Here is an 18,067-nt window from a genome sequence, read left to right on the forward strand (position 1 = left end):
ATTTACATATCTTCCATGCCGGGCATTCCGCCTGGTGGCATGTTTGGTACCATGTCAGCACCGGATGGTCCGCCAGGTCCCTGTCTGGATGCGATGATGTCGTCGATCCTCAGGATCATGACTGCGGATTCTGCAGCAGCGTTGATAGCCTGGGTCTTTACCCTGAGTGGCTCAACTACTCCGGCTTCCCACATGTCGATGACTTTACCTTCATATACATTGAGTCCGGCTGTTTTCTGGCCCTTTTCGTGGTGTGAGCGCAGTTCCATAAGCATGTCTATGGGGTCAAGACCTGCATTTTCTGCAAGGGTCCTCGGGATGATCTCAAGAGCATCTGCGAAGGCCTTTACAGCAAGCTGTTCTCTACCGCTGAGGGTTGATGCGTATTCCTGGAGCCTGAGTGAAACCTCAACTTCAGGTGAACCGCCGCCAGCTACAAGCTGCTCGTCCTCTATGACTACACCGACCACTCTCAAAGCGTCGTGAAGCGCCCTTTCAATGTTGTCGATAACATGCTCTGTGCCGCCGCGCAGAAGGATAGATACTGCTTTTGGATTCTTGCAGCCTGTGACAAAGGTCATTTCGTCGCCACCGATTTTCTTTTCCTCTACGAGTGCAGCGTAACCGAGGTCTGCCTGAGTGATTTCATCAAGGTTTGTGACAAGTTTGCCGCCGGTTGCCTTTGAAAGTTTCTCCATATCGCTCTTCTTGACACGTCTTACCGCAAATATGCCTGCTTTTGCAAGGTAGTGCTGTGCCATGTCATCGATACCTTTCTGGCAGAAAGCTACAGTTGCACCACTCTTAACTACTTTCTCGACGATGTCCTTGATCATCTTCTCTTCCTGATCAAGGAATGACTGGAGCTGCTCTGGTGATGTGATTGATATCTCTGCATCAACCTCTGTGTCCTTGAGCTCAATAGCAGTGTTAATGAGTGCTATTTTTGCATCTGCGACCTTCTTTGGCATGTTGGTGTGTACACGTTCCTTATCGATGATCATACCCTCTATGAGCTTTGATTCTTCGATGCGTGCGCCTACCTTCTTCTCAACCTTGATGTTGTCCATGTCGACCTTGTTGTCTTCATCAACAATGCTTATCATGGCTGAAACAGCGATTTCAGAAAGTATGTCTTTGTTTGCCTCTGCTCCCTTGCCTGTCATGGCAGTGCCGGCAATGTTCAACAGTACGCTTCTGTCATTCTTTGTAACTGACTTTGCCAATGTCTTGATAATCTCTGCGGCCTTCTCGGAAGCAAGCCTGTAACCGGATGCAATAATGGTGGGGTGGATGTCCTGGTCGATAAGTTCTTCCGCCTTCTTGAGCAGTTCCCCTGCAATGACTGCCGCCGTAGTGGTTCCGTCTCCAACCTCATTATCCTGGGTCTTTGCAACCTCTACGATCATCTTTGCTGCGGGGTGCTCGATGTCCATCTCTTTGAGAATGGTTGCACCATCGTTTGTGATAACAACATCTCCAAGGCTGTCAACAAGCATCTTGTCCATTCCTTTGGGACCCAATGTTGTCCTAACAGCTTCAGCGACTGCCTTTGCAGCCATGATGTTATTGCTCTGTGCTTCTCTGCCTCTAGTTCTCTGGCTTCCTTCTCTTAATATGAAAATCGGCTGTCCAGCCATCTGTCCTGCCATTTATTTCTATCCTCCTGTTATTGGAAATTATGGAATAATTCTAAATTCCTGACGTTTTCTAATGAATGTTGTTCTATATAAGCGTATCGATGAACGTGTGCTATTCTTCAAAAAAGCAGACTTAACAGTAAATAGCGAAACAACTCGGGAAAACACGGGAATTTATAAAAAACGAAGAAAAAAGGGTGAGACTAACTCACCTTACAATTGCTTTTGGAGATCTCTGCATGAATCTCCTTTTGGTGCCGTTTGAGGAATACCTCTGTGCCGGACCCGGATGAGCCTTGATCCCTTTGGACTTCTGTACTTTTATTGTTCTACCCTTGCGGCCTTTTACCTTGACCCATTCAATACTGCCAGTTTTACCCATTATAAATCCTCTGTGAAATCTGATTATAAGATAAACAAGATAAGCAAATGATGCCCAATAACGCCAGCATTCAATACGGCTGGTCATTCTCGTTCTAAGTTTACCTTTAGATGTGATGCTTGTTATTAAACCTTACGGGAAATATAGAGGTTGACTGAGACCAAAATTGCTTTTAATCCGAACCATCTATGCAGGTATGCATACACAGGAGTTGATAACCTTAAGCAAAGCAATAGACATACAGATGGAATCGGCCGCCGAGGAGCTAAAAGCATTGCAGGCTTATCCCGATGAAGAACTCATCGCTATTATAAAAGAGGTTGGTTTCAAATGTGATCTTTGTGCGCGCTGCTGCACACAGGAATTCAATGACCATGTGTTCCTGCTGGATGAAGACCTGAAGTCCGTAAGAGAGGCAGACCCAAACGCAGTTGAACCTGCACCATACTATGAGTTATGCGATCAACATGGGAACTTCTATGTATCGGGCTATGCGCTGAAAACACAAAAAGATGGTTCATGCATCTTCCTCCGTGAGAAGCGTTGCACTATCTATGACAGACGCCCGTTCATATGCAGATTGTATCCTTATATGCTTCATATGGAAGCTGATGAAAAAGGCAATATCGGCTGGAGGCAGATCAGCGGGCTGGACCTGCACGGCTGCTATCATGACGATATAAGCGATGAAGAGTGTAAAACGCTAGCAAGGGAAATAAAAACTTATGAACAGGCCTTCTTGGTCCAGAAAATAGCCTTTTTAGAAAAATCAAAGCAGCATTTTGAGAAGAACAAACTGAAATATGTCCAGAGTGTGTATGACCGGGAAATGAGGAAATTCAACAAAGGTGGTCAAATAAAGGTATTTGTCTTTTTCAACGGCGTATTTGAAGATAACAACGTCGGAAATAATATCTCATTATAACTCCTGTATTCCGTTGGGGAAGCCAGCCTGTTTTTCTATCATCCCCACGACCCTGTGGCTTTCCCTTCCATTGCCAGTTTCCCAAGCACACGTTTGAAACTGTCATTGACAGGAGAAGGTACAGCATTTTCATAGGGCGTCCCGGGCAGGGGAGTAAGGTAATGCGCATGTACCGTGCCACCTTTCCTGCATATCCATTCTATCATTTCCAGGCTCTTGTTCTGGTCGTCTTCTGTCTCATCCGGGAAACCTACGATAAAGTCTACTACAGGGATGATGCCACTATCAAAACACAGTTCGATTCCCCTGTACGTATCTTCTACAGTGTGACCTCTCAGGATATCCCTCAAAACGTCTTCACTGCCGGACTGTGCACCAAGGTTCAGCCGTGTATTGTCACAATATTTGGTGATAAGTCCGATAGACTCTTTGGTAATGAACTCCGGTCTGACCTCTGAGGGAAATGTGCCGAAGTAAATGTTCTTGCCTTGGATACTGCGCAGCTTTGAGAGTAATTTCTCCACCCGGTCAAACCGTGGATGGATTCCGTCACTTCCATATGCAAGCGCGTTGGATGATGTGAATCGCATGTCCTTGAAGTATTTTGCCCACTCCGCAATCGAGTCGATACTTCTGTGCCTGAGCTTCCCTCCGAATATACGCGGGGTCTGGCAGTATTTGCATCTGAAAGGGCACCCTCTGCTTATCTCCATGGGGGCCATGGCGATACCGGGATCAAAACAGGGATATTTATCCAGGTCAACAGGCTCCCTGCATGCTGTGAAAACAGCACTCCCTTTGTTATCCCTGTATGCGATACCCTTCACCTCAGATATGTCTTCACCGGTGATGATCGCTTTTATAAGCTCGGGCAGGGTCTCTTCTCCTTCTCCTACTACCACGTAGTCAAAATGGCGAAGAGTTTCTTCAGGTGCGCCTGAAGGGTGAGGTCCTCCTGCTATGAAAACCGAATCAGTATCTGCTCCGGTGACTTCCTTAAAAACAAATTCCTTCTGCCTGCTTGCAAAACTGTAGATCATTATCCCGTCTCTGGGACCTTTAGATTTCTGTGCCCCGGGAAGAAGGGGTGCCAGTGCAGCAAAACTATAGGAGTTCTTATTATCCCAGCGAAGATTGATGTCCATGTTACAATTCTGATCCTTCAGGAATTTCCACCAATCCGGAAGTGCCGTCAACCCTGGCAATATCTCCGTTCTTCAGGACCTTGAAAGGATCTTGCTCCATCCTGTCAACAAGAGGTATGCACGATATTATCGCCCCTACTGCGACTATAGGTTCGGACTCTACATTTATCATAGCAGCGGGTGAGACATTGTTCTTTATTAGCTGGTAAAGTACGTATGAACCTACTGTAGACCCTTTCCCGTGAGGGAACACAAGTACTCTATCCTTGATACACTGCCCGAAAAGTTCGTGCTTTTGCTCGACTATGATTCCTGTCTTAGGATCAACATTGCCAAGGAATGATATCGCTTCTTGTGTAAGTAGCACCTGCCCCTCTGCAACACCCCTGGAAATCTTCCTGCATTTAATTATCATGCACCGCCTCCCTGATGCACTCCTCAATACTTCCGTACCTTGAGGCAACACCGCACATGCTGGGGACGTATGCAAGAGCCTTCCCGGAGTTGACCATCATACACTGGTAATTGTTGGTAGCAGGGGACACCACCATGCAGGTATCACACACTACTTTTGCTCCGCTTTTCTCGATATCTTTCACAAGGTCAGGATATCTTCCCGCGACCTCCCTTGAAGTGCATACCCACATCTCCTTGCTGACCTGCTTACCGGCAAGCAATCCTGCAATGTTCTCCAGTTCAGCGGGTGAGCAGTGCGGGCATCCCAGAGTGATTATGTCAGTATCCAGCGAGCTTCCTCCGCTTTTTCCGGTTTCGTAAACTTCCAATATCTGTTCTTTCTCAATCGTGAGATTTTCATCAGGCCTTTCATACTTATACCTGATCGCGTCGGGTGTAATGCCTTCCACATGGTAAAGCGCAACTGCTCCTGAAGCTGCAAGCGCGGCGCCAAGCGACTTCATCTCATCTTCTGATGGTTGCCCTTTCAGATAGAATATTGGCACCCTGTTCCCGATGACCTTTCCGGCCACGTATCCAAGTGCACCATAATCAGCCCCCGAAAGTTCAAAGCCAACTGTGACAGATATGACCGGCTCCCGCAGCTCCTCAAGATGATATCCATAATTAGCAGTCTTGCCCACAAGAGCTGCTGACAGTGCAGAGGGTCCACCTTCCCTGTTTGTTCTTGCTCCTATCACTGAATTTGCGTAGCAAACTGCTGAAGATTCGCTCCACGCCAAGTGGTCACCGTAGCCAACATCAAATCCTTCCAGGTAGTATGGTGTGCAGGTGCATTTTGTACGGATGCCAAGACTCTCATAGGCAGCAATGATGTCCTGCTGCTTTTTCGCAAAGTCCGCTTCAATGCCCATTTCCTGCCAGCGCATCATGTCCATGCCTGCAGGGTTGAGTATCGCAGGTATCCTGGCTTTCCCCTTAAGATCGGATATCCATTCCAGTCCGGCATCGCCTATTGTCTTATAGGATACTCCGGCTATCTGGGCGCTCCTGACTGGTATCAGGCTGTCGGCACCGTATATCTCGCCTAATGCCACAAGGATCTCCATGGCCTTGCGCAGCGTCTCGCCATACTCGCCCTCCAGGGTCTTTTCTTCTTCTTTTGTAAGATACATGGTAATCTTTCACGCAGTTATTATATGATTATTGCGGAGGCATTTCCGCTCTTTCGAAGTTTGCCGCCTCTGCCAGTACTTTTGTCGCATCGATGCCGACTTTTGTTGTTGTGCCGTCCGGCGCTCCCCTTGGATCAAGAGAACTGCCGCGAACATGGGGTATTATCATAATATCCATGTCTCCCTTTACCCTGGTGGCTATGGCGAACTCTACATCCTTAATGTCAAATATATCTATATCCTCATCCACCACGACCACGTGCTTGAGGCTGGTGTGGCTGGCAAATGCCGCCATGATGGCGTTCTTACCATCGCCTTCTGTCTGTTTCTCTATCTGGACAACTGCGTGCAAGTAACAGCACCCGCCTTCTGTGAGGACTACGTTCTTCACAGTTGTGACCTCGCTCACTGCCTTGTATATCCTGGGCTCGTAAGGTACTCCCATCATTAGCAGGTGCTCAGGTCCTGCAGGAAGGATGCCGTGGTATATAGGGTCCTTACGGTGCAATATCCTGGTTATGTGGATGACAGGCTCTTTTCGCACAAGGTCGTAGGTGCCGGTTATGTCGACGAATGGACCCTCATCAACACGTTCTTCCGGATCGATGTACCCTTCAAGCACTATCTCGGCGTGAGGAACCTTTATACCATTACTGCATTCAAAGACCTCGAGTGGCTTGCCCATAAGCGCCGCAGCATAATTGAACTCTTTTCCCGAAGGCACCCGTGTGGTGGAAGCATAGGTAACCGCCGGATTGGCGCCGATGACTATTGCCACAGGCAGTTTCTCTCCCTTCTCGGCAGCTTTCCTGTGCATTACATAGGTGTGCCTGGGGGCCACCAATCTTGCAGCGATCCTGTTCTTATCCACCACAAGAAGCCTGTGAATTGCTGCGTTCATGACACCTCCGTACTCAGCAACAACCACGCCTGCAGTAATATAGGGCCCTGCATCCTTCTCAAAATGCGTCATAATGGGGAGCTTCGTGAGATCCACTTCGGTTTCCACCACTTCCTTTGTGGGCGAGTCCTTTACCAATACGACTTCTCCGTCAGGGCTTATCTCAGAAAGTTTCTGTATAATCCTGTCCTTATCCACGCCGAACATCGCCGCAAGTTCTTCCCTGGAACCAAGGACATTCATTATGGCCCGACTTCCGCTGATGTCATGGAAAAGCACAGGGGCAGGTGTCTGCTTTGCTATCCTTGGAGCCTCGAACACCTTTGAAACTGGACGTGTGATCTCGACAAGCTTCCCTGTCTCTTTGAGTTTTTCGATGAATTCCCGCATAGTATCATCCGTATTACGATTATGGATAGATAATGGGAATTGTGCCTTAAATCATTATCTTAAAAATGGAAGAATAGTAAGACCGCGCTTTTCCAGGAAAAACCTTCTTTTGGGTGACGGTACAGCTCAAAGGTCAATATATCGCATGATAGTAGCCGTTGTTCCTTGCAACCTTCACAGGAAGCCCGAAAAGGAGCGACAGATTCTCTTCGCTAAGAATTTCATCCTTCCCTCCGTCTGCAAAGACCTTTCCATCCTTCAGGAGTACCACCCGTTTTATTTCGGGAATTATATCTCCAAGATCATGGGTCACAAGAACAATGCTCTTACCATAGGAGGCTACCCGGCGGGTCAGTTCCCTGAACTGGTGATGGCTTTTCATATCCAGGCTATTTGCAGGCTCATCCAGCACAAGGATATGCGGGTCATGGACGAGTGCCCGGCCTATAAGTATTCTCCGTGCTTCCCCGGTGGACATCTCCGATATGAGCTTGTCTGAAAGGTGGGATATTTCCAGGAACTTCATTACCTCGTAAACCGTATGTATCATTTCCGGCTTCACTTTATGGTTGGAGTAGATTCCGATACTGCTGAAGAAACCCGAGAGTACGACTTCAAAGCCACTGATGTCCCTGTTGTAATCGAGCTGAAGATCTCCTGACACAATTCCCAGAAGGCTTCTGAGGTCGAACAGGTTCCAGGTTTCTTTCCCCCTTATCCTGAAAACCATGTTCCTGTTGTCTGCACGCGGACGGTAATCCCCGGTGATCACCTTGACGAGGGATGATTTCCCCGAACCGTTAGGTCCTATTATAGCAATGTTCTCTCCCTTGCATATCTTCAGGCTGATGGAATCCAGTATCTTCCGATCATTTCTGGATACTGTCACATTCCTCATTTCAATAAGTGGTATTTTCAGGTCTGCTGCTATTTTTGTTGAAGGCATCTTCAATCACACGGTTCTTTGAGGATAGGATTCTTTTTCCTGTTAACCTGATTCACACTAATAAAGTTTTGCAGGAAAGCATACCTTGTTATTTCAGGCTGTCTGCTGTGATTCTACAAATCCTACCCTGACCCGGACATCCCTGCCGGTGGCACTGGTCAGGTGTTCATCTACACGGCTGGCTATGTCAGGAGGGATGACCTGTCCGGCCTGATAACCCATGATAACAGTTACTATGGGTGGATTGTCAAGCAGGAGGTCGGCAGGCCTGTATTCAACATTGATATTTGAGAGAATAACTCCCTGTCCAGCATAGCCGGATTCCTCATACATGAGCTTTATTTCCTGCTTTGCCTGTTGTTCAAAAAGATTGGACTGGTAGGTGGAATAGGTGACCAGTCCAAGGACAATAGAGAGGATAGCAATGGCGACAACAAGGGTAACTGAGCGGACTATCACGGCTGAACGTGCACTTCCGACAGCAGTCACTTCCATCGGTCTGTAGCCTGAGATCCAGAAAAGGATCAGTGCAGATACATTAATGGCAAGAAGGTTCACAAGCACCAGCACGGAAGCAGTGACAGCAACTCCCGGAAGACCCCATGCAATGCCAAGTCCTGCAGTTGCAGCAGGTGGTATGAGAGCCACGGCAATGGCAACTCCTACAAGAGCAGATCCTGCATTACGCATGATACTGAGGGCACCGGCGAGTCCTGAGCCCAGGGCAAGGAAGAGGGACAGGAAATTCGGGCTTGTGCGCTCGGCTATCTGGGGCACTTCACGGATGTCGAGTCCGGGAGCTACAAGGATCGTATTCTGGATGATAATCCCGATAACTGCGGCAACTGCGATCGCTGCAAGAAGGCCGGTAACCTGCAACATTATCCCTCGTGATGCAAGCTCTCGGTTATCCAGGACAGTTCCTACACTGGCAGAGACAGCCGGTCCCATAAGAGGAGCAACGACCATAGCTCCGATAATGGTTGCAGCTGAGTCGAGCAGCAGTCCTCCGGTGGCAATAATAGTGCTAAGAATCAGGAATGCAAAAAATGTAGAGGTTGCAGGTGCCAGCTCTTCTGCGCGTGCTGTAAGTTCCTCCCTGGCTATGCGTTTACCTGAATAACGCTTTTCCAGTGCTTCGATGCGTGTGGAAACAACCATCTCGGGAGAATACACAATAGTATATGTGTCCCTGCTGACACCGGCCTTGCGAAGCTTATCAAGTACAGGTTCAACGCCTATAGGTGGCACCGGGAACTGCACAAGGGCCTCAAAGTCTCTCCTCCCGGTCTCTTCCCACACTGCATAATCGATATTCTCCTCATCCAGTAAAGCCAGTACAGGCTCCCGTTTTCCATTAGGGATAAGTACCTGGACTATTCGCATATTTATACTGTGTCTGAGAAAGATATATTCTTACATGAAACATTGTTAAGCAAGAAAGATACTTTACTTTATGCTTTTTTTGCTGATGAAATCAGAGGTATAGTAAAAGCAAAGGTACTCCCTTCCCCTACTTCGCTCTCAACACTGATATCTCCTCCATGCAGTTCCACGAGTTTCTTTACAATGGATAGTCCAAGTCCGCTACCATTATACTGGCGTGAGAGTTGGCTGTCGATTTGTTTGAATGGCACAAAAAGCTGATCCAGATCCTCTTCAGATATGCCGATGCCAGTGTCTCTTACGCATATCTTAATTCTATTGTGGTTTACTGCTGCCAGGAGGTTTACTTCTCCATTGTCCGGAGTGAATTTTATGGCATTGCTGAGAAGATTGTATATTATCTGTTTAATCTTGATCTTATCTGCAAAGAGTTCAATGTTTTCTAATTTCTGGATTTGTAACTTGATATTCTTCTTCCTGGCCAGATGACCTGCCAGTTTTTCAGCATCCTCAAACACTTCATCCATGGTGAAATGTTCAAGCTCCAGTTCCATTTTACCGTTCTCTATCTTGGCAATATCAAGTATGTTATTAATGAGTGTGAGCAGATACTTTCCGCTTGTTGAGATATATTGGGAATATTTTCTTTGAATTTCACTAAGAGATCCTGCGTAGCCTTCTGAAAGCATGTCTGAAAAGCCGATTATGGAGTTAAGGGGGGTGCGCAACTCATGGCTCATACTCGCAAGGAATTCGCTCTTGCTACGGTTTGCAGATTCAGCCTCTATCTTTGCCAGGAGCATGATCTCTTCTGCCTTTTTGCGTTCGGTGATATCTCTTACAACTGCCTGGGCAGTGTCCTCGTATCCTTCCAGCACTGATGCACTGATCTCTACATCTAGGACATCACCTTTTGAGGTAAGATACCTTGTTTCACCCTGCACGTACCTTCGTTTTTTAAAAGTCTCCAATACCTGTGATCCATTTTCCCTTTCATCCGGAACCATCAGGTCAATGACTGACATCTTCTTCAGTTGTTCCTGGGTATACCCCATCATCCTGCAGGCTCTGCTATTGACTTCGATGATCTGTCCATCCAGCTTGTTTATGAAGATTGCGTCATTTGATTGTTCTATAAGGGACCTGTATTTTCTTTCACTTTTGCTGAGTTCTTCTTCTGCGACCTTCTGCTTTGTTATGTTGCGGGTAGTGCCAAACAACTGTATGTTCCCATCTTCCAGAATACAGGCAGTTGCTGTGGAGTTCATCCAGAAGATATTGCCATCACTTCCGATGAGCCGGTAATCCAGATTCTCTGTGGTTCCTGTGTTGATGGAATCAGACCCAAGAAGGCTTAAAAGTATATTTCTATCCTCCGGGTGTATTGATGAGAAATATTTGTACCAGTTCGTTCCGATAGAGTCTCCGGGAAGCCCGAGTATCTTATCTGCAGGCGCGGAAACATAAGGATTAATGAAATTTCCTTCCCTGTCAACATCTGTCTTCCAAATGATGGTATCAATGGAGTTGATTACCTTTCTGTAATCTTCCTCTTTACTTAACAGTCGGCTTTCCGTAGATTTGCGTTCAAGAAGGCTTGTGATCATCTCCCCGATAAGTTTCAATAAATAAAACTCGGATTCATCCCATTCCTTTTTCTTGTTTACCGAATCTATTCCTATAAATCCTTTAAATATACTTTTATAGAATAGGGGTACCATTACAATTGATACTATCCCCATCTTTTCAAATTCTTCTTTTATCAACTTGCCTTCATCAGGAAATTGCTTGACATCGGGAACACTGACAATCAACTGTTTATGAAATTGCTCTGATACCCATGTATTCTTTTTTATCGTTTCTTTTATTCCCACATATGAATGGAGACATTCAGCATGCCATTCGTGGGACTTTGTCATATAGTCTTGGTCCTTGTTATCTGAGTACAGGACAGCACGTTGCGCATCAAGGAACTTAGCCATCAATTCAAGAGAATTACTGATCTCGAGATCAATATCATTCAACGTGCTGTTTATGAACCTGCCGGATATATATGAGATAAGTTTTTCTTTCCGGAACTTTTTTTCAAGAGCTCCTTCTGTTTCTATTGCTTTGGTTGCGTCTTCCACTATGCTATAGCAGCCGATGATATTTCCGGTGGAATCAAAACGGGGGACTACCTTAAACCGAAGGAACAGGCATTTCCCCCATCTTGAACAATATGATGTTTCAATAGGGGTAACCATCCCTTTTTCGAAACATTCTTTAATAGTTGCTGATATGCCTGATGCGACAAGTGATGGGAATGTCAGCATATTGATTTGTTTTGTGGCTTCTGCGGAAGGGGAACCTAATAAGGTCAGAAGGGCTTTGTTCACATCGATGATATTCCCTTCTATATTGCATGAAACTATGCCGACAGGTAATTCGTCCAGAAAGCTTCGATATTTATCCTCTTCTGCAGAATGAGGCAACAGCAGTCTCTCGATTTCGTAAGATGTCATGATCCGGTTCATAGAATCAGCATTTTTATGACGGGATACCCGCAAGAACTGTATCTTTTATAGACTCTAATATGCACTATGTTTGTATTTGTATATATTTATAATTTAACATTAAATACTCTTTTGTTATAATACTCTTTTATTACTTTTGAACCCTACAATTGAGAATTGGGAGACTTATAGATGCTTGCGCATTACAATTCCCTCACTTCCGTTATCAAAGAATCCGGGAATCCTGCACATTTCTTCAAAACCATTCTTCTCATAAATTCTCCTCGCAGCACTCCAGTTTGCAGAGACAAGCAAAATGATGCTTGAGATTGCATATTTTTCAATCATACGGCGTGACAATTCTGATAATAACAGATTTCCATAACCTTTTCCACGGTACTCCTCCAGGATGCCGATGGAGGAGATGTAAAGTTCTGAGCCTGTAGTGGTATGAATCTCACTCAGCTTGTGGTTCAAAATGAAACTCGTAGCAGTGATGTCCTCTGAGTAGTCCCATATTTCCGAAGAAATATATCCACAAGCATGGTCATCTATTTCCAGGACCAGGAATCCTTCCCGGAAGAATGCTATCCTCTCCAGGAAAACTGATCTGTTTTCACGGATGGTCTCATGGAACGAGCTGCTTTCTATGAGCATTATCTGCTCGATGTCTCCGGGTCCTGCGTTTCGGATAGTTCTTTTTTCCATCGGATTACCTGAGGAACTTAAATTGTAGCTCCCTGGAAAGTTAATACTCTTTGTAAGTAAATGATTTTTATGTCTGGACGTCCAATCTTTATGAATTCCAATTACCGGCCCTGGCCGATTATAATATTTCTGTGAATTTCAGTTGGTTAGTTTAAGTGCATGACACATTTTGATTGGGGGCAATTACTTTATATATTATGGTGTTGTTTATTACCTATCAGTTCGATTGCTCAACGATTTAGTAAAGAATTATCATTATTATGTGCTTCTTTTAGTGAATTGCTTGGACAGTGAAGAGTAAACCGTATCGAAAGGTAGATTTGGTTAAAGTCAAATCGAATTCGTCATGCGAAATTTCTCGATCCCGATAACTTTCGGGGCGAACTAGAACAAAATAAAGGAAATCAAATATGAGATTCGATAACAGAAGCGGAGACAGCAGAGGCGGCAGCGGTGGATTCAGATCAACCGGTCCAAGAGAGATGCACAAGGCAACTTGCTCAGACTGCAAACAGGAAACAGAAGTACCTTTTGCCCCAGCTGCAGACAGACCTGTATATTGCAGGGACTGCTACCAGAAGCACAGACCAGCAAGATATTAGAGTTCATCCTCTAATTTATTTTAAATATTGGGCAGATATCGAGGCAGAATCTCTGATTCCTGATCTTCAATTTGCCTGAATGCCTTTTTTAAGTATCTTCCTTTTATGATACTACATTAACTTACATGGTTTAATAAATCAAGGAAATGCGGAATGAAAATTGAAAATGTATTATGCCCGGGATGCGGGACCCAGATCCTTGCGACAATACCTTCGGGACAGCGTATCGTCTGTGTTTCAATGGATTCCCAGATTCCGGCTGATTTTGGAGCAACCTATAAGTCTGCATCCAGATGCACCAGCTGCAAAAAGAGTTTTGCCTGCTATACTACAAATGGATAGGCCCTTATAAGGCTACTAGTGTAAACTGTGCACAATATCGTTTGATTAGCGATGCTGCTATTTCAAAATAGAGTGCTTCCACATTCTCAATATATCTCTTTCACTCTTCCTATACTTCCATTTTCCAGTTCGACTTTTATCCCATGTGGATGGGTCGGTGAATTTGTTAAAATTCTCTTTACAATACCCCGGGTTATCTTCCCGCTTCTCTGGTCCTGCTTGAGAACTATTCCCACATTGGATCCTATCTTGATATTGTTCCTGGCAGTACCGCTGTTCATAGTACAATGTAATCACATGACTATTATAAAAGCATTCATCCATGCTCTATCGGGCTGGATGTTTCCCATTCGACTTCGATGAAATGCTTGAAAATATGGACCTGTTCTTTCCCGTTGTACCAGGTGGCCGCGATGTTCAGGGGAATACTCTCATCTTTTATGGTGATTATAAGAATCTCCGTGTCATCGACAACAAGTATCCCTCCTTTCAAAGGGTGTGATTTCTCTGCCTCATATACTCTTACCTCCGCACCCGGGAACTCTTTTTCAATATCACCTATCCAACTTCTATTTCGTGCGGTTAGCTTTACCTTTACTCCCTCTTTGATTTTATTCTGAATTGTTTGTTTTATACTGTCCATTATAGGATATACTTCAATAACTCTATTCAGAGGGGTATATGAAGATGCAAATATGATTTCTTTCTGGGCTGACTCCAGCATCCGGATTATTTTGTCATTGACATTCTTCACGCCGTTGATATTCCATACTGCATCCTCTTCTGCCTGTCCGTCCTCTGCATGATATATTTCTTCAAGTTGTTCCAGGGAATAACGGACTGCCTTTTCATAATCTTCTTTCAGCATGTCAATAACCTTGTCAGGGGCTATTGACTTGTAGCGCATCGGCTTGGTATTCTGGGTCTCGATTATTCCTTTATCTTTGAGCTTGGTGATAACGCCATATACAGCAGAGCGCGGGATACCTGAAAGTGCATGGATATCTGCTGCAGTTCCGCTTCCATACTGTGTAAGCGCAATAAGCACTTTTGCTTCATAGGAAGTCAGGCCAAGTTGCTGAAGTGACTCTATCAATGCGTTCATTATTCTACTATAACGTATTACTCACTTATTTATCATTTCTCTTTTTTTTCTTGGAGATCATATATGCCGGTGTGCCGATAATGCCCACCATGAACAGGAGTCCGATTATAACGGAAGCATTATCTTTCACTTTTTCTCCTGGGGGAGTGGCAGGCCCGATATCCACAGCCACTTTGAGCCCCTCCGAATACTGGCTTTTGTCGTGCACATCCTTGTATTTTATTTCACTGCTGATGGAATACGTTTTTGCAGTTGCATCATCTGCGACTTTCATATCAAATGTTGCATTCTTTGATTCGCCGGGGTACATATCTCCGAGGTAGGCCTGATCGTCTGTGGTAGTGAAAGGGTCCACAACACTTATCCTTGCAATACATTCACGTGCTACCTGATCTCCGGTGTTGATGTATGTCACCGTAATTCTTTCCTTGTCGCCTGCCTGCAGATCTGCTTCAGTGTTCATCACTTTGAAATAGGACTCTTCCTCAATAACGATCTGCACATACATGGTTTGATTCAGATCCTCGTACCAGTAGTAAGTATCACCATACGGAGGAGTGACAGCGGAATCCCTCTGGTGCCTGTAGGATACATCAAGCTGGAGGTTGTAAGTGCCTGCTTTTGCATTGTCATATATCTCAATGGGGAAAGCTGCGGGTGATGAAAGGGACTTACCTGTACTCAATGAACCCATGAGCAAAGTATCAAGCTTTATCTTTATAGGGGCATCCGGGTCAACAACTGAAAGTCTTGCCGTAATGGAGTCTGCCGTTGTGATAGCCCTGTCGGAAAGAAGCTCGTTTGCCATAAATGATCGGGTAAGGGTTTCACCATACTGGGCAATATCGTCATCTATTTCTTTATCGTTTGCCTCATATCCTGTGATCTGTCCGTCATTCATCATATTTACATAAAGGGTGGCTGTTTCCCCTCTCTCGAATACCTTGTCGCATGCGAGGTTTGCCTCCAGGTGAGGGGCTCCATAAACATCGTAGTAATCGCTTGCAATTTCGGAGACCACTTCCTCGTTTATACCTGCAGATGCTATTTGCATACAACTGAGCAACAGGATTGTGATCGTAAGCAACTTTACATTCTTCATAGTTATCATATACTCACCTTATTATTTTCTACATGTTTTTCTGATGTTTTGCGTCCTTCTCTCCATCTGTCCAGGTTGACCATTATTGGTGGCAGGACAATGATCGTGCTGAAAAGGGAAAATGCCACAGCTATTACTGTAACGATTCCAAAATCACGTATCATCGGGAATGATGAGATCACAAGGGCTGAGAAACCGAATATTACGGTGAAGCCGGATGCGAGGATTGCAGGTCCGACCTTGGACGCAGCCGTCTCCATAGCGTCAAAGGGTTCCAGTCCTTTCTCACGTTCTTCGAAATATCGTTCTAGCATAAGTATCGTAAATTCAGCACCTATGCCGATTGCAAGAGCACCAAGCGTGGCGGTCAGCGGATTGTACTTCATATCAAGGAGGAACATCACGCCTCCAAGCCATCCCGTGACCATCACTATAGGCAGTATTGTTGCTACGGACTTTATCCAGTCTCTATAGATGAACAGCATGCCGATGAAGATGATTGCCATCCCCAGATAGCCCATGGCAGTCCTGCCTGATGTAAGGGCACCTATAATAGATGTTGACATTACATTGGATCCCGTAACGGTTACCGCTACTCCCGGAGGTGGCGTGTACCACTGCAAATCGCTCTTGATTTCTTCAATAGTACTTGCCATCTGATTTGTTGTAAGATCACTCTTCAGTTTCAGGTTAAGAATGCCAAGGTTCCTGCCTTCTATGTACTGGCCAGTGATAATGGGGGACATGCTATCGGTAATGGAAACTATCGTATCTGTGTCCAAAGGTACTGATCCATAACCGGAGTAAATCAATGATCCAATGCTGTTCGATCCGGTGATGTGGTCGTGACGTTGCTCTTCGAATTCTCCAAAATCGACCATCCATTGTATCATGCCAGGGTCCATGATGTCGTCGGCCCTGATGATAACATTGATCTGGTCTGTCCCTCCCATGACCCGGTTCAGTTTGTTCAGGTCCTGTAATGCCTTCATGTCCTGCGGTACAAAGTCCTTTGTATCGGTCTGTACTCCCACATGCTCGTCAGCATACAGTCCTCCAACTGCCAGGATGGATGCAAGCGCAATGACAAATATGGGATGTCTTGCAGTCAGCATGGATGTCCTGGCAAGAAACTTCCCAAAGGAAGAGCCTTTTCCTTCGATTTGCTTTGTAGTGATCTTTTTTCCCTTGCATTCCTTATTCACAGCCCGTCTGTCAAGAATATATAATAAGGGGACGAGAACGAACATGGAGACAAGGTAACAAAGGATAACTCCTACAAGGCTCATCTTTCCGAAGTCCTGTATCATAGGGACCGGTGAAATTAAGAGGGCGATAAAGCCCAGTGAGGTTGCCACGACAGCTATGCCTACTGCAGGGCCGGTGTGCTTAATGGTATTAATAATGGCTTCTTCGGCACACTCGCCCTTTGCAAGTTCTTCTTCCACGCGGTTATGGAACTGGATCGCATAGTCTGCCCCCAGGCCTATAAGTATAGGGAATACTGCCATTGATGCCATAGTCATAGGGATGCTCAGGAATCCCATAGCACCAAAAGTCCAGATAAGTCCTATAAGGACTACGGGTATCGGAAGCAGGGACCATCTGACATGACGGAACACCATGAGAAGGGCGAATATCATTAGGATGAATGCGAGGACTAACATACTTGTGAGACTTGAACTCATCTCCTCTGACATTGCTATTATGAATGCAGGCTCACCTGTGGCTGTAACCGTGGTGCCTGCCGGGAAGTCCACAACTTCCAGGGTCCTTTCAACTTCTGCCAGAAGCCTTTTCTTGTTTGTTTCATCGATGTTTCCCGGCATCTGGATCATAATCATGCTGTGCTGGTCATCGGGCATCAATTGTTCAACGTATGCCTGTGGCAGTTTACCGATTAGTGCATCTATGGTGGCCTGGCTGGGTATTTCGGAGCGGCCTGTTGCAGAGTAGGCTGCACTCTTGAGAAGTGTTGCCATACTCATTACGGCATTAACATCTTTGTCTCTTTCAATAATATGGTCAAAGTTGTCAATAGCCTTCAGTATCTCCGCGTCTCTTATGTCCTCCGATTCAACCATAACGATTATGACTTCGCTGCCAAAGTTCTGCTTGTACAGGTGATCGTAGTTCTGATAGATTTCCGAGTCCTTTTCCACAAAAGTATCGGTCCCGCTCTTGTGTTCTATCATGCCTGCACCGTAGAGTGACACAAACATCATGACGATAGCTAGCAAAATAATTGCCTTGGGCCATTTTTCTATCAATGCCCCTAATTTTTTATATATTACTTTTGCAGACATGATAATGTTAGTAATACAATACTAACAATATATCTACCTTGTGGATAATAACAGATGTGAGGTATTTTCAAAATTAATACCATCTCCAGATTGTATATAT

17 protein-coding genes are annotated in these 18,067 nt (G+C 45.3%); 3 read left to right on the plus strand and 14 right to left on the minus strand.

The features are described from left to right. Positions 1–2: 2 nt before the first annotated feature. Positions 3–1,652: a thermosome subunit alpha gene (gene thsA, locus QZZ22_RS05630; protein WP_292463311.1), complete on the minus strand. Its 1,650-nt coding sequence runs from the start codon at positions 1,650–1,652 to the stop codon at positions 3–5. 196 nt (positions 1,653–1,848) lie between these two features. Further along, entirely contained in the window at positions 1,849–2,022 is a 174-nt protein-coding gene (locus tag QZZ22_RS05635; RefSeq protein WP_292463312.1) for a DUF5350 domain-containing protein, read from the minus strand. Positions 2,023–2,188: 166 nt separating this feature from the next. Between QZZ22_RS05635 and QZZ22_RS05640 the strand changes: the two genes are divergently transcribed. Beyond that, the gene (locus tag QZZ22_RS05640) at positions 2,189–2,947 is read left to right on the plus strand and encodes a YkgJ family cysteine cluster protein (protein WP_292463313.1); all 759 of its coding nucleotides are present in this window, start codon (positions 2,189–2,191) and stop codon (positions 2,945–2,947) included. Between the two features lie 38 nt (positions 2,948–2,985). Here the strand turns inward: QZZ22_RS05640 and QZZ22_RS05645 are convergent, their stop codons facing one another. The 8 genes from QZZ22_RS05645 to QZZ22_RS05680 form a co-directional block, all read right to left on the minus strand. Beyond that, positions 2,986–4,092 (minus strand): TIGR04013 family B12-binding domain/radical SAM domain-containing protein, encoded by a 1,107-nt coding sequence (locus QZZ22_RS05645; protein WP_292463314.1) that lies wholly within the window; start codon positions 4,090–4,092, stop codon positions 2,986–2,988. 1 nt (position 4,093) lies between these two features. Further along, complete coding sequence (locus QZZ22_RS05650; protein ID WP_292463315.1) at positions 4,094–4,507, minus strand: DUF126 domain-containing protein; 414 nt, start codon at positions 4,505–4,507, stop codon at positions 4,094–4,096. Next, positions 4,497–5,684, minus strand: a complete 1,188-nt coding sequence (locus tag QZZ22_RS05655) for an aconitase X catalytic domain-containing protein (RefSeq protein ID WP_292463316.1) — start codon at positions 5,682–5,684, stop codon at positions 4,497–4,499. The genes QZZ22_RS05650 and QZZ22_RS05655 overlap by 11 nt, the downstream gene beginning before the upstream one ends. 28 nt (positions 5,685–5,712) lie before the next feature. Next, positions 5,713–6,975 (minus strand): UbiD family decarboxylase, encoded by a 1,263-nt coding sequence (locus QZZ22_RS05660; protein WP_292463317.1) that lies wholly within the window; start codon positions 6,973–6,975, stop codon positions 5,713–5,715. Positions 6,976–7,108: 133 nt separating this feature from the next. Beyond that, positions 7,109–7,921 (minus strand): ATP-binding cassette domain-containing protein, encoded by an 813-nt coding sequence (locus QZZ22_RS05665; RefSeq protein ID WP_292463318.1) that lies wholly within the window; start codon positions 7,919–7,921, stop codon positions 7,109–7,111. 93 nt (positions 7,922–8,014) lie between these two features. Further along, positions 8,015–9,307, minus strand: coding sequence for a TIGR00341 family protein (locus QZZ22_RS05670; RefSeq protein WP_292463319.1), 1,293 nt, complete (start codon positions 9,305–9,307; stop codon positions 8,015–8,017). A 68-nt stretch (positions 9,308–9,375) separates the two neighbouring features. Further along, the gene (locus QZZ22_RS05675; protein WP_292463320.1) at positions 9,376–11,811 is read right to left on the minus strand and encodes a PAS domain S-box protein; all 2,436 of its coding nucleotides are present in this window, start codon (positions 11,809–11,811) and stop codon (positions 9,376–9,378) included. 177 nt (positions 11,812–11,988) lie between these two features. After that, positions 11,989–12,510, minus strand: coding sequence for an N-acetyltransferase (locus QZZ22_RS05680; protein WP_292463321.1), 522 nt, complete (start codon positions 12,508–12,510; stop codon positions 11,989–11,991). A gap of 410 nt (positions 12,511–12,920) precedes the next feature. Here QZZ22_RS05680 and QZZ22_RS05685 point away from each other — a divergent pair, with 410 nt between their 5' ends. After that, positions 12,921–13,112 carry a CxxC-x17-CxxC domain-containing protein gene (locus QZZ22_RS05685; RefSeq protein ID WP_292463322.1) on the plus strand — a complete coding sequence of 64 codons (192 nt, stop codon included), beginning with the start codon at positions 12,921–12,923 and terminating at the stop codon, positions 13,110–13,112. A gap of 153 nt (positions 13,113–13,265) precedes the next feature. Then, the gene (locus QZZ22_RS05690; RefSeq protein WP_292463323.1) at positions 13,266–13,454 is read left to right on the plus strand and encodes a hypothetical protein; all 189 of its coding nucleotides are present in this window, start codon (positions 13,266–13,268) and stop codon (positions 13,452–13,454) included. A gap of 86 nt (positions 13,455–13,540) precedes the next feature. Here the strand turns inward: QZZ22_RS05690 and QZZ22_RS05695 are convergent, their stop codons facing one another. From QZZ22_RS05695 to QZZ22_RS05710, 4 genes are read right to left on the minus strand one after another with little or no spacing between them, the layout of a single operon-like run. After that, positions 13,541–13,735, minus strand: a complete 195-nt coding sequence (locus QZZ22_RS05695) for a YwbE family protein (protein WP_292463324.1) — start codon at positions 13,733–13,735, stop codon at positions 13,541–13,543. A 35-nt stretch (positions 13,736–13,770) separates the two neighbouring features. Continuing rightward, positions 13,771–14,559, minus strand: a complete 789-nt coding sequence (locus QZZ22_RS05700) for a helix-turn-helix domain-containing protein (RefSeq protein WP_292463325.1) — start codon at positions 14,557–14,559, stop codon at positions 13,771–13,773. A 25-nt stretch (positions 14,560–14,584) separates the two neighbouring features. After that, positions 14,585–15,670, minus strand: a complete 1,086-nt coding sequence (locus tag QZZ22_RS05705; RefSeq protein WP_292463326.1) for a hypothetical protein — start codon at positions 15,668–15,670, stop codon at positions 14,585–14,587. Further along, positions 15,667–17,967 carry an RND family transporter gene (locus QZZ22_RS05710; protein ID WP_292463327.1) on the minus strand — a complete coding sequence of 767 codons (2,301 nt, stop codon included), beginning with the start codon at positions 17,965–17,967 and terminating at the stop codon, positions 15,667–15,669. The genes QZZ22_RS05705 and QZZ22_RS05710 overlap by 4 nt, the downstream gene beginning before the upstream one ends. Positions 17,968–18,067 lie beyond the last annotated feature (100 nt).

The sequence above is a fragment of the Methanolobus sp. genome, from assembly GCF_016278365.1.
Taxonomy (GTDB): domain Archaea; phylum Halobacteriota; class Methanosarcinia; order Methanosarcinales; family Methanosarcinaceae; genus Methanolobus.

What these genes read in the sequence shown, in the direction of transcription:
- thsA (WP_292463311.1), bottom strand. Translation starts at nt 1,652, where the DNA reads ATGGCAGGACAGATGGCTGGACAGCCGATTTTCATATTAAGAGAAGGA.
- QZZ22_RS05635 (WP_292463312.1), bottom strand. Translation starts at nt 2,022, where the DNA reads ATGGGTAAAACTGGCAGTATTGAATGGGTCAAGGTAAAAGGCCGCAAG.
- QZZ22_RS05645 (WP_292463314.1), bottom strand. Translation starts at nt 4,092, where the DNA reads ATGGACATCAATCTTCGCTGGGATAATAAGAACTCCTATAGTTTTGCT.
- QZZ22_RS05650 (WP_292463315.1), bottom strand. Translation starts at nt 4,507, where the DNA reads ATGATAATTAAATGCAGGAAGATTTCCAGGGGTGTTGCAGAGGGGCAG.
- QZZ22_RS05655 (WP_292463316.1), bottom strand. Translation starts at nt 5,684, where the DNA reads ATGTATCTTACAAAAGAAGAAGAAAAGACCCTGGAGGGCGAGTATGGC.
- QZZ22_RS05660 (WP_292463317.1), bottom strand. Translation starts at nt 6,975, where the DNA reads ATGCGGGAATTCATCGAAAAACTCAAAGAGACAGGGAAGCTTGTCGAG.
- QZZ22_RS05665 (WP_292463318.1), bottom strand. Translation starts at nt 7,921, where the DNA reads ATGCCTTCAACAAAAATAGCAGCAGACCTGAAAATACCACTTATTGAA.
- QZZ22_RS05670 (WP_292463319.1), bottom strand. Translation starts at nt 9,307, where the DNA reads ATGCGAATAGTCCAGGTACTTATCCCTAATGGAAAACGGGAGCCTGTA.
- QZZ22_RS05675 (WP_292463320.1), bottom strand. Translation starts at nt 11,811, where the DNA reads ATGACATCTTACGAAATCGAGAGACTGCTGTTGCCTCATTCTGCAGAA.
- QZZ22_RS05680 (WP_292463321.1), bottom strand. Translation starts at nt 12,510, where the DNA reads ATGGAAAAAAGAACTATCCGAAACGCAGGACCCGGAGACATCGAGCAG.
- QZZ22_RS05685 (WP_292463322.1), top strand. Translation starts at nt 12,921, where the DNA reads ATGAGATTCGATAACAGAAGCGGAGACAGCAGAGGCGGCAGCGGTGGA.
- QZZ22_RS05690 (WP_292463323.1), top strand. Translation starts at nt 13,266, where the DNA reads ATGAAAATTGAAAATGTATTATGCCCGGGATGCGGGACCCAGATCCTT.
- QZZ22_RS05695 (WP_292463324.1), bottom strand. Translation starts at nt 13,735, where the DNA reads ATGAACAGCGGTACTGCCAGGAACAATATCAAGATAGGATCCAATGTG.
- QZZ22_RS05700 (WP_292463325.1), bottom strand. Translation starts at nt 14,559, where the DNA reads ATGAACGCATTGATAGAGTCACTTCAGCAACTTGGCCTGACTTCCTAT.
- QZZ22_RS05705 (WP_292463326.1), bottom strand. Translation starts at nt 15,670, where the DNA reads ATGATAACTATGAAGAATGTAAAGTTGCTTACGATCACAATCCTGTTG.
- QZZ22_RS05710 (WP_292463327.1), bottom strand. Translation starts at nt 17,967, where the DNA reads ATGTCTGCAAAAGTAATATATAAAAAATTAGGGGCATTGATAGAAAAA.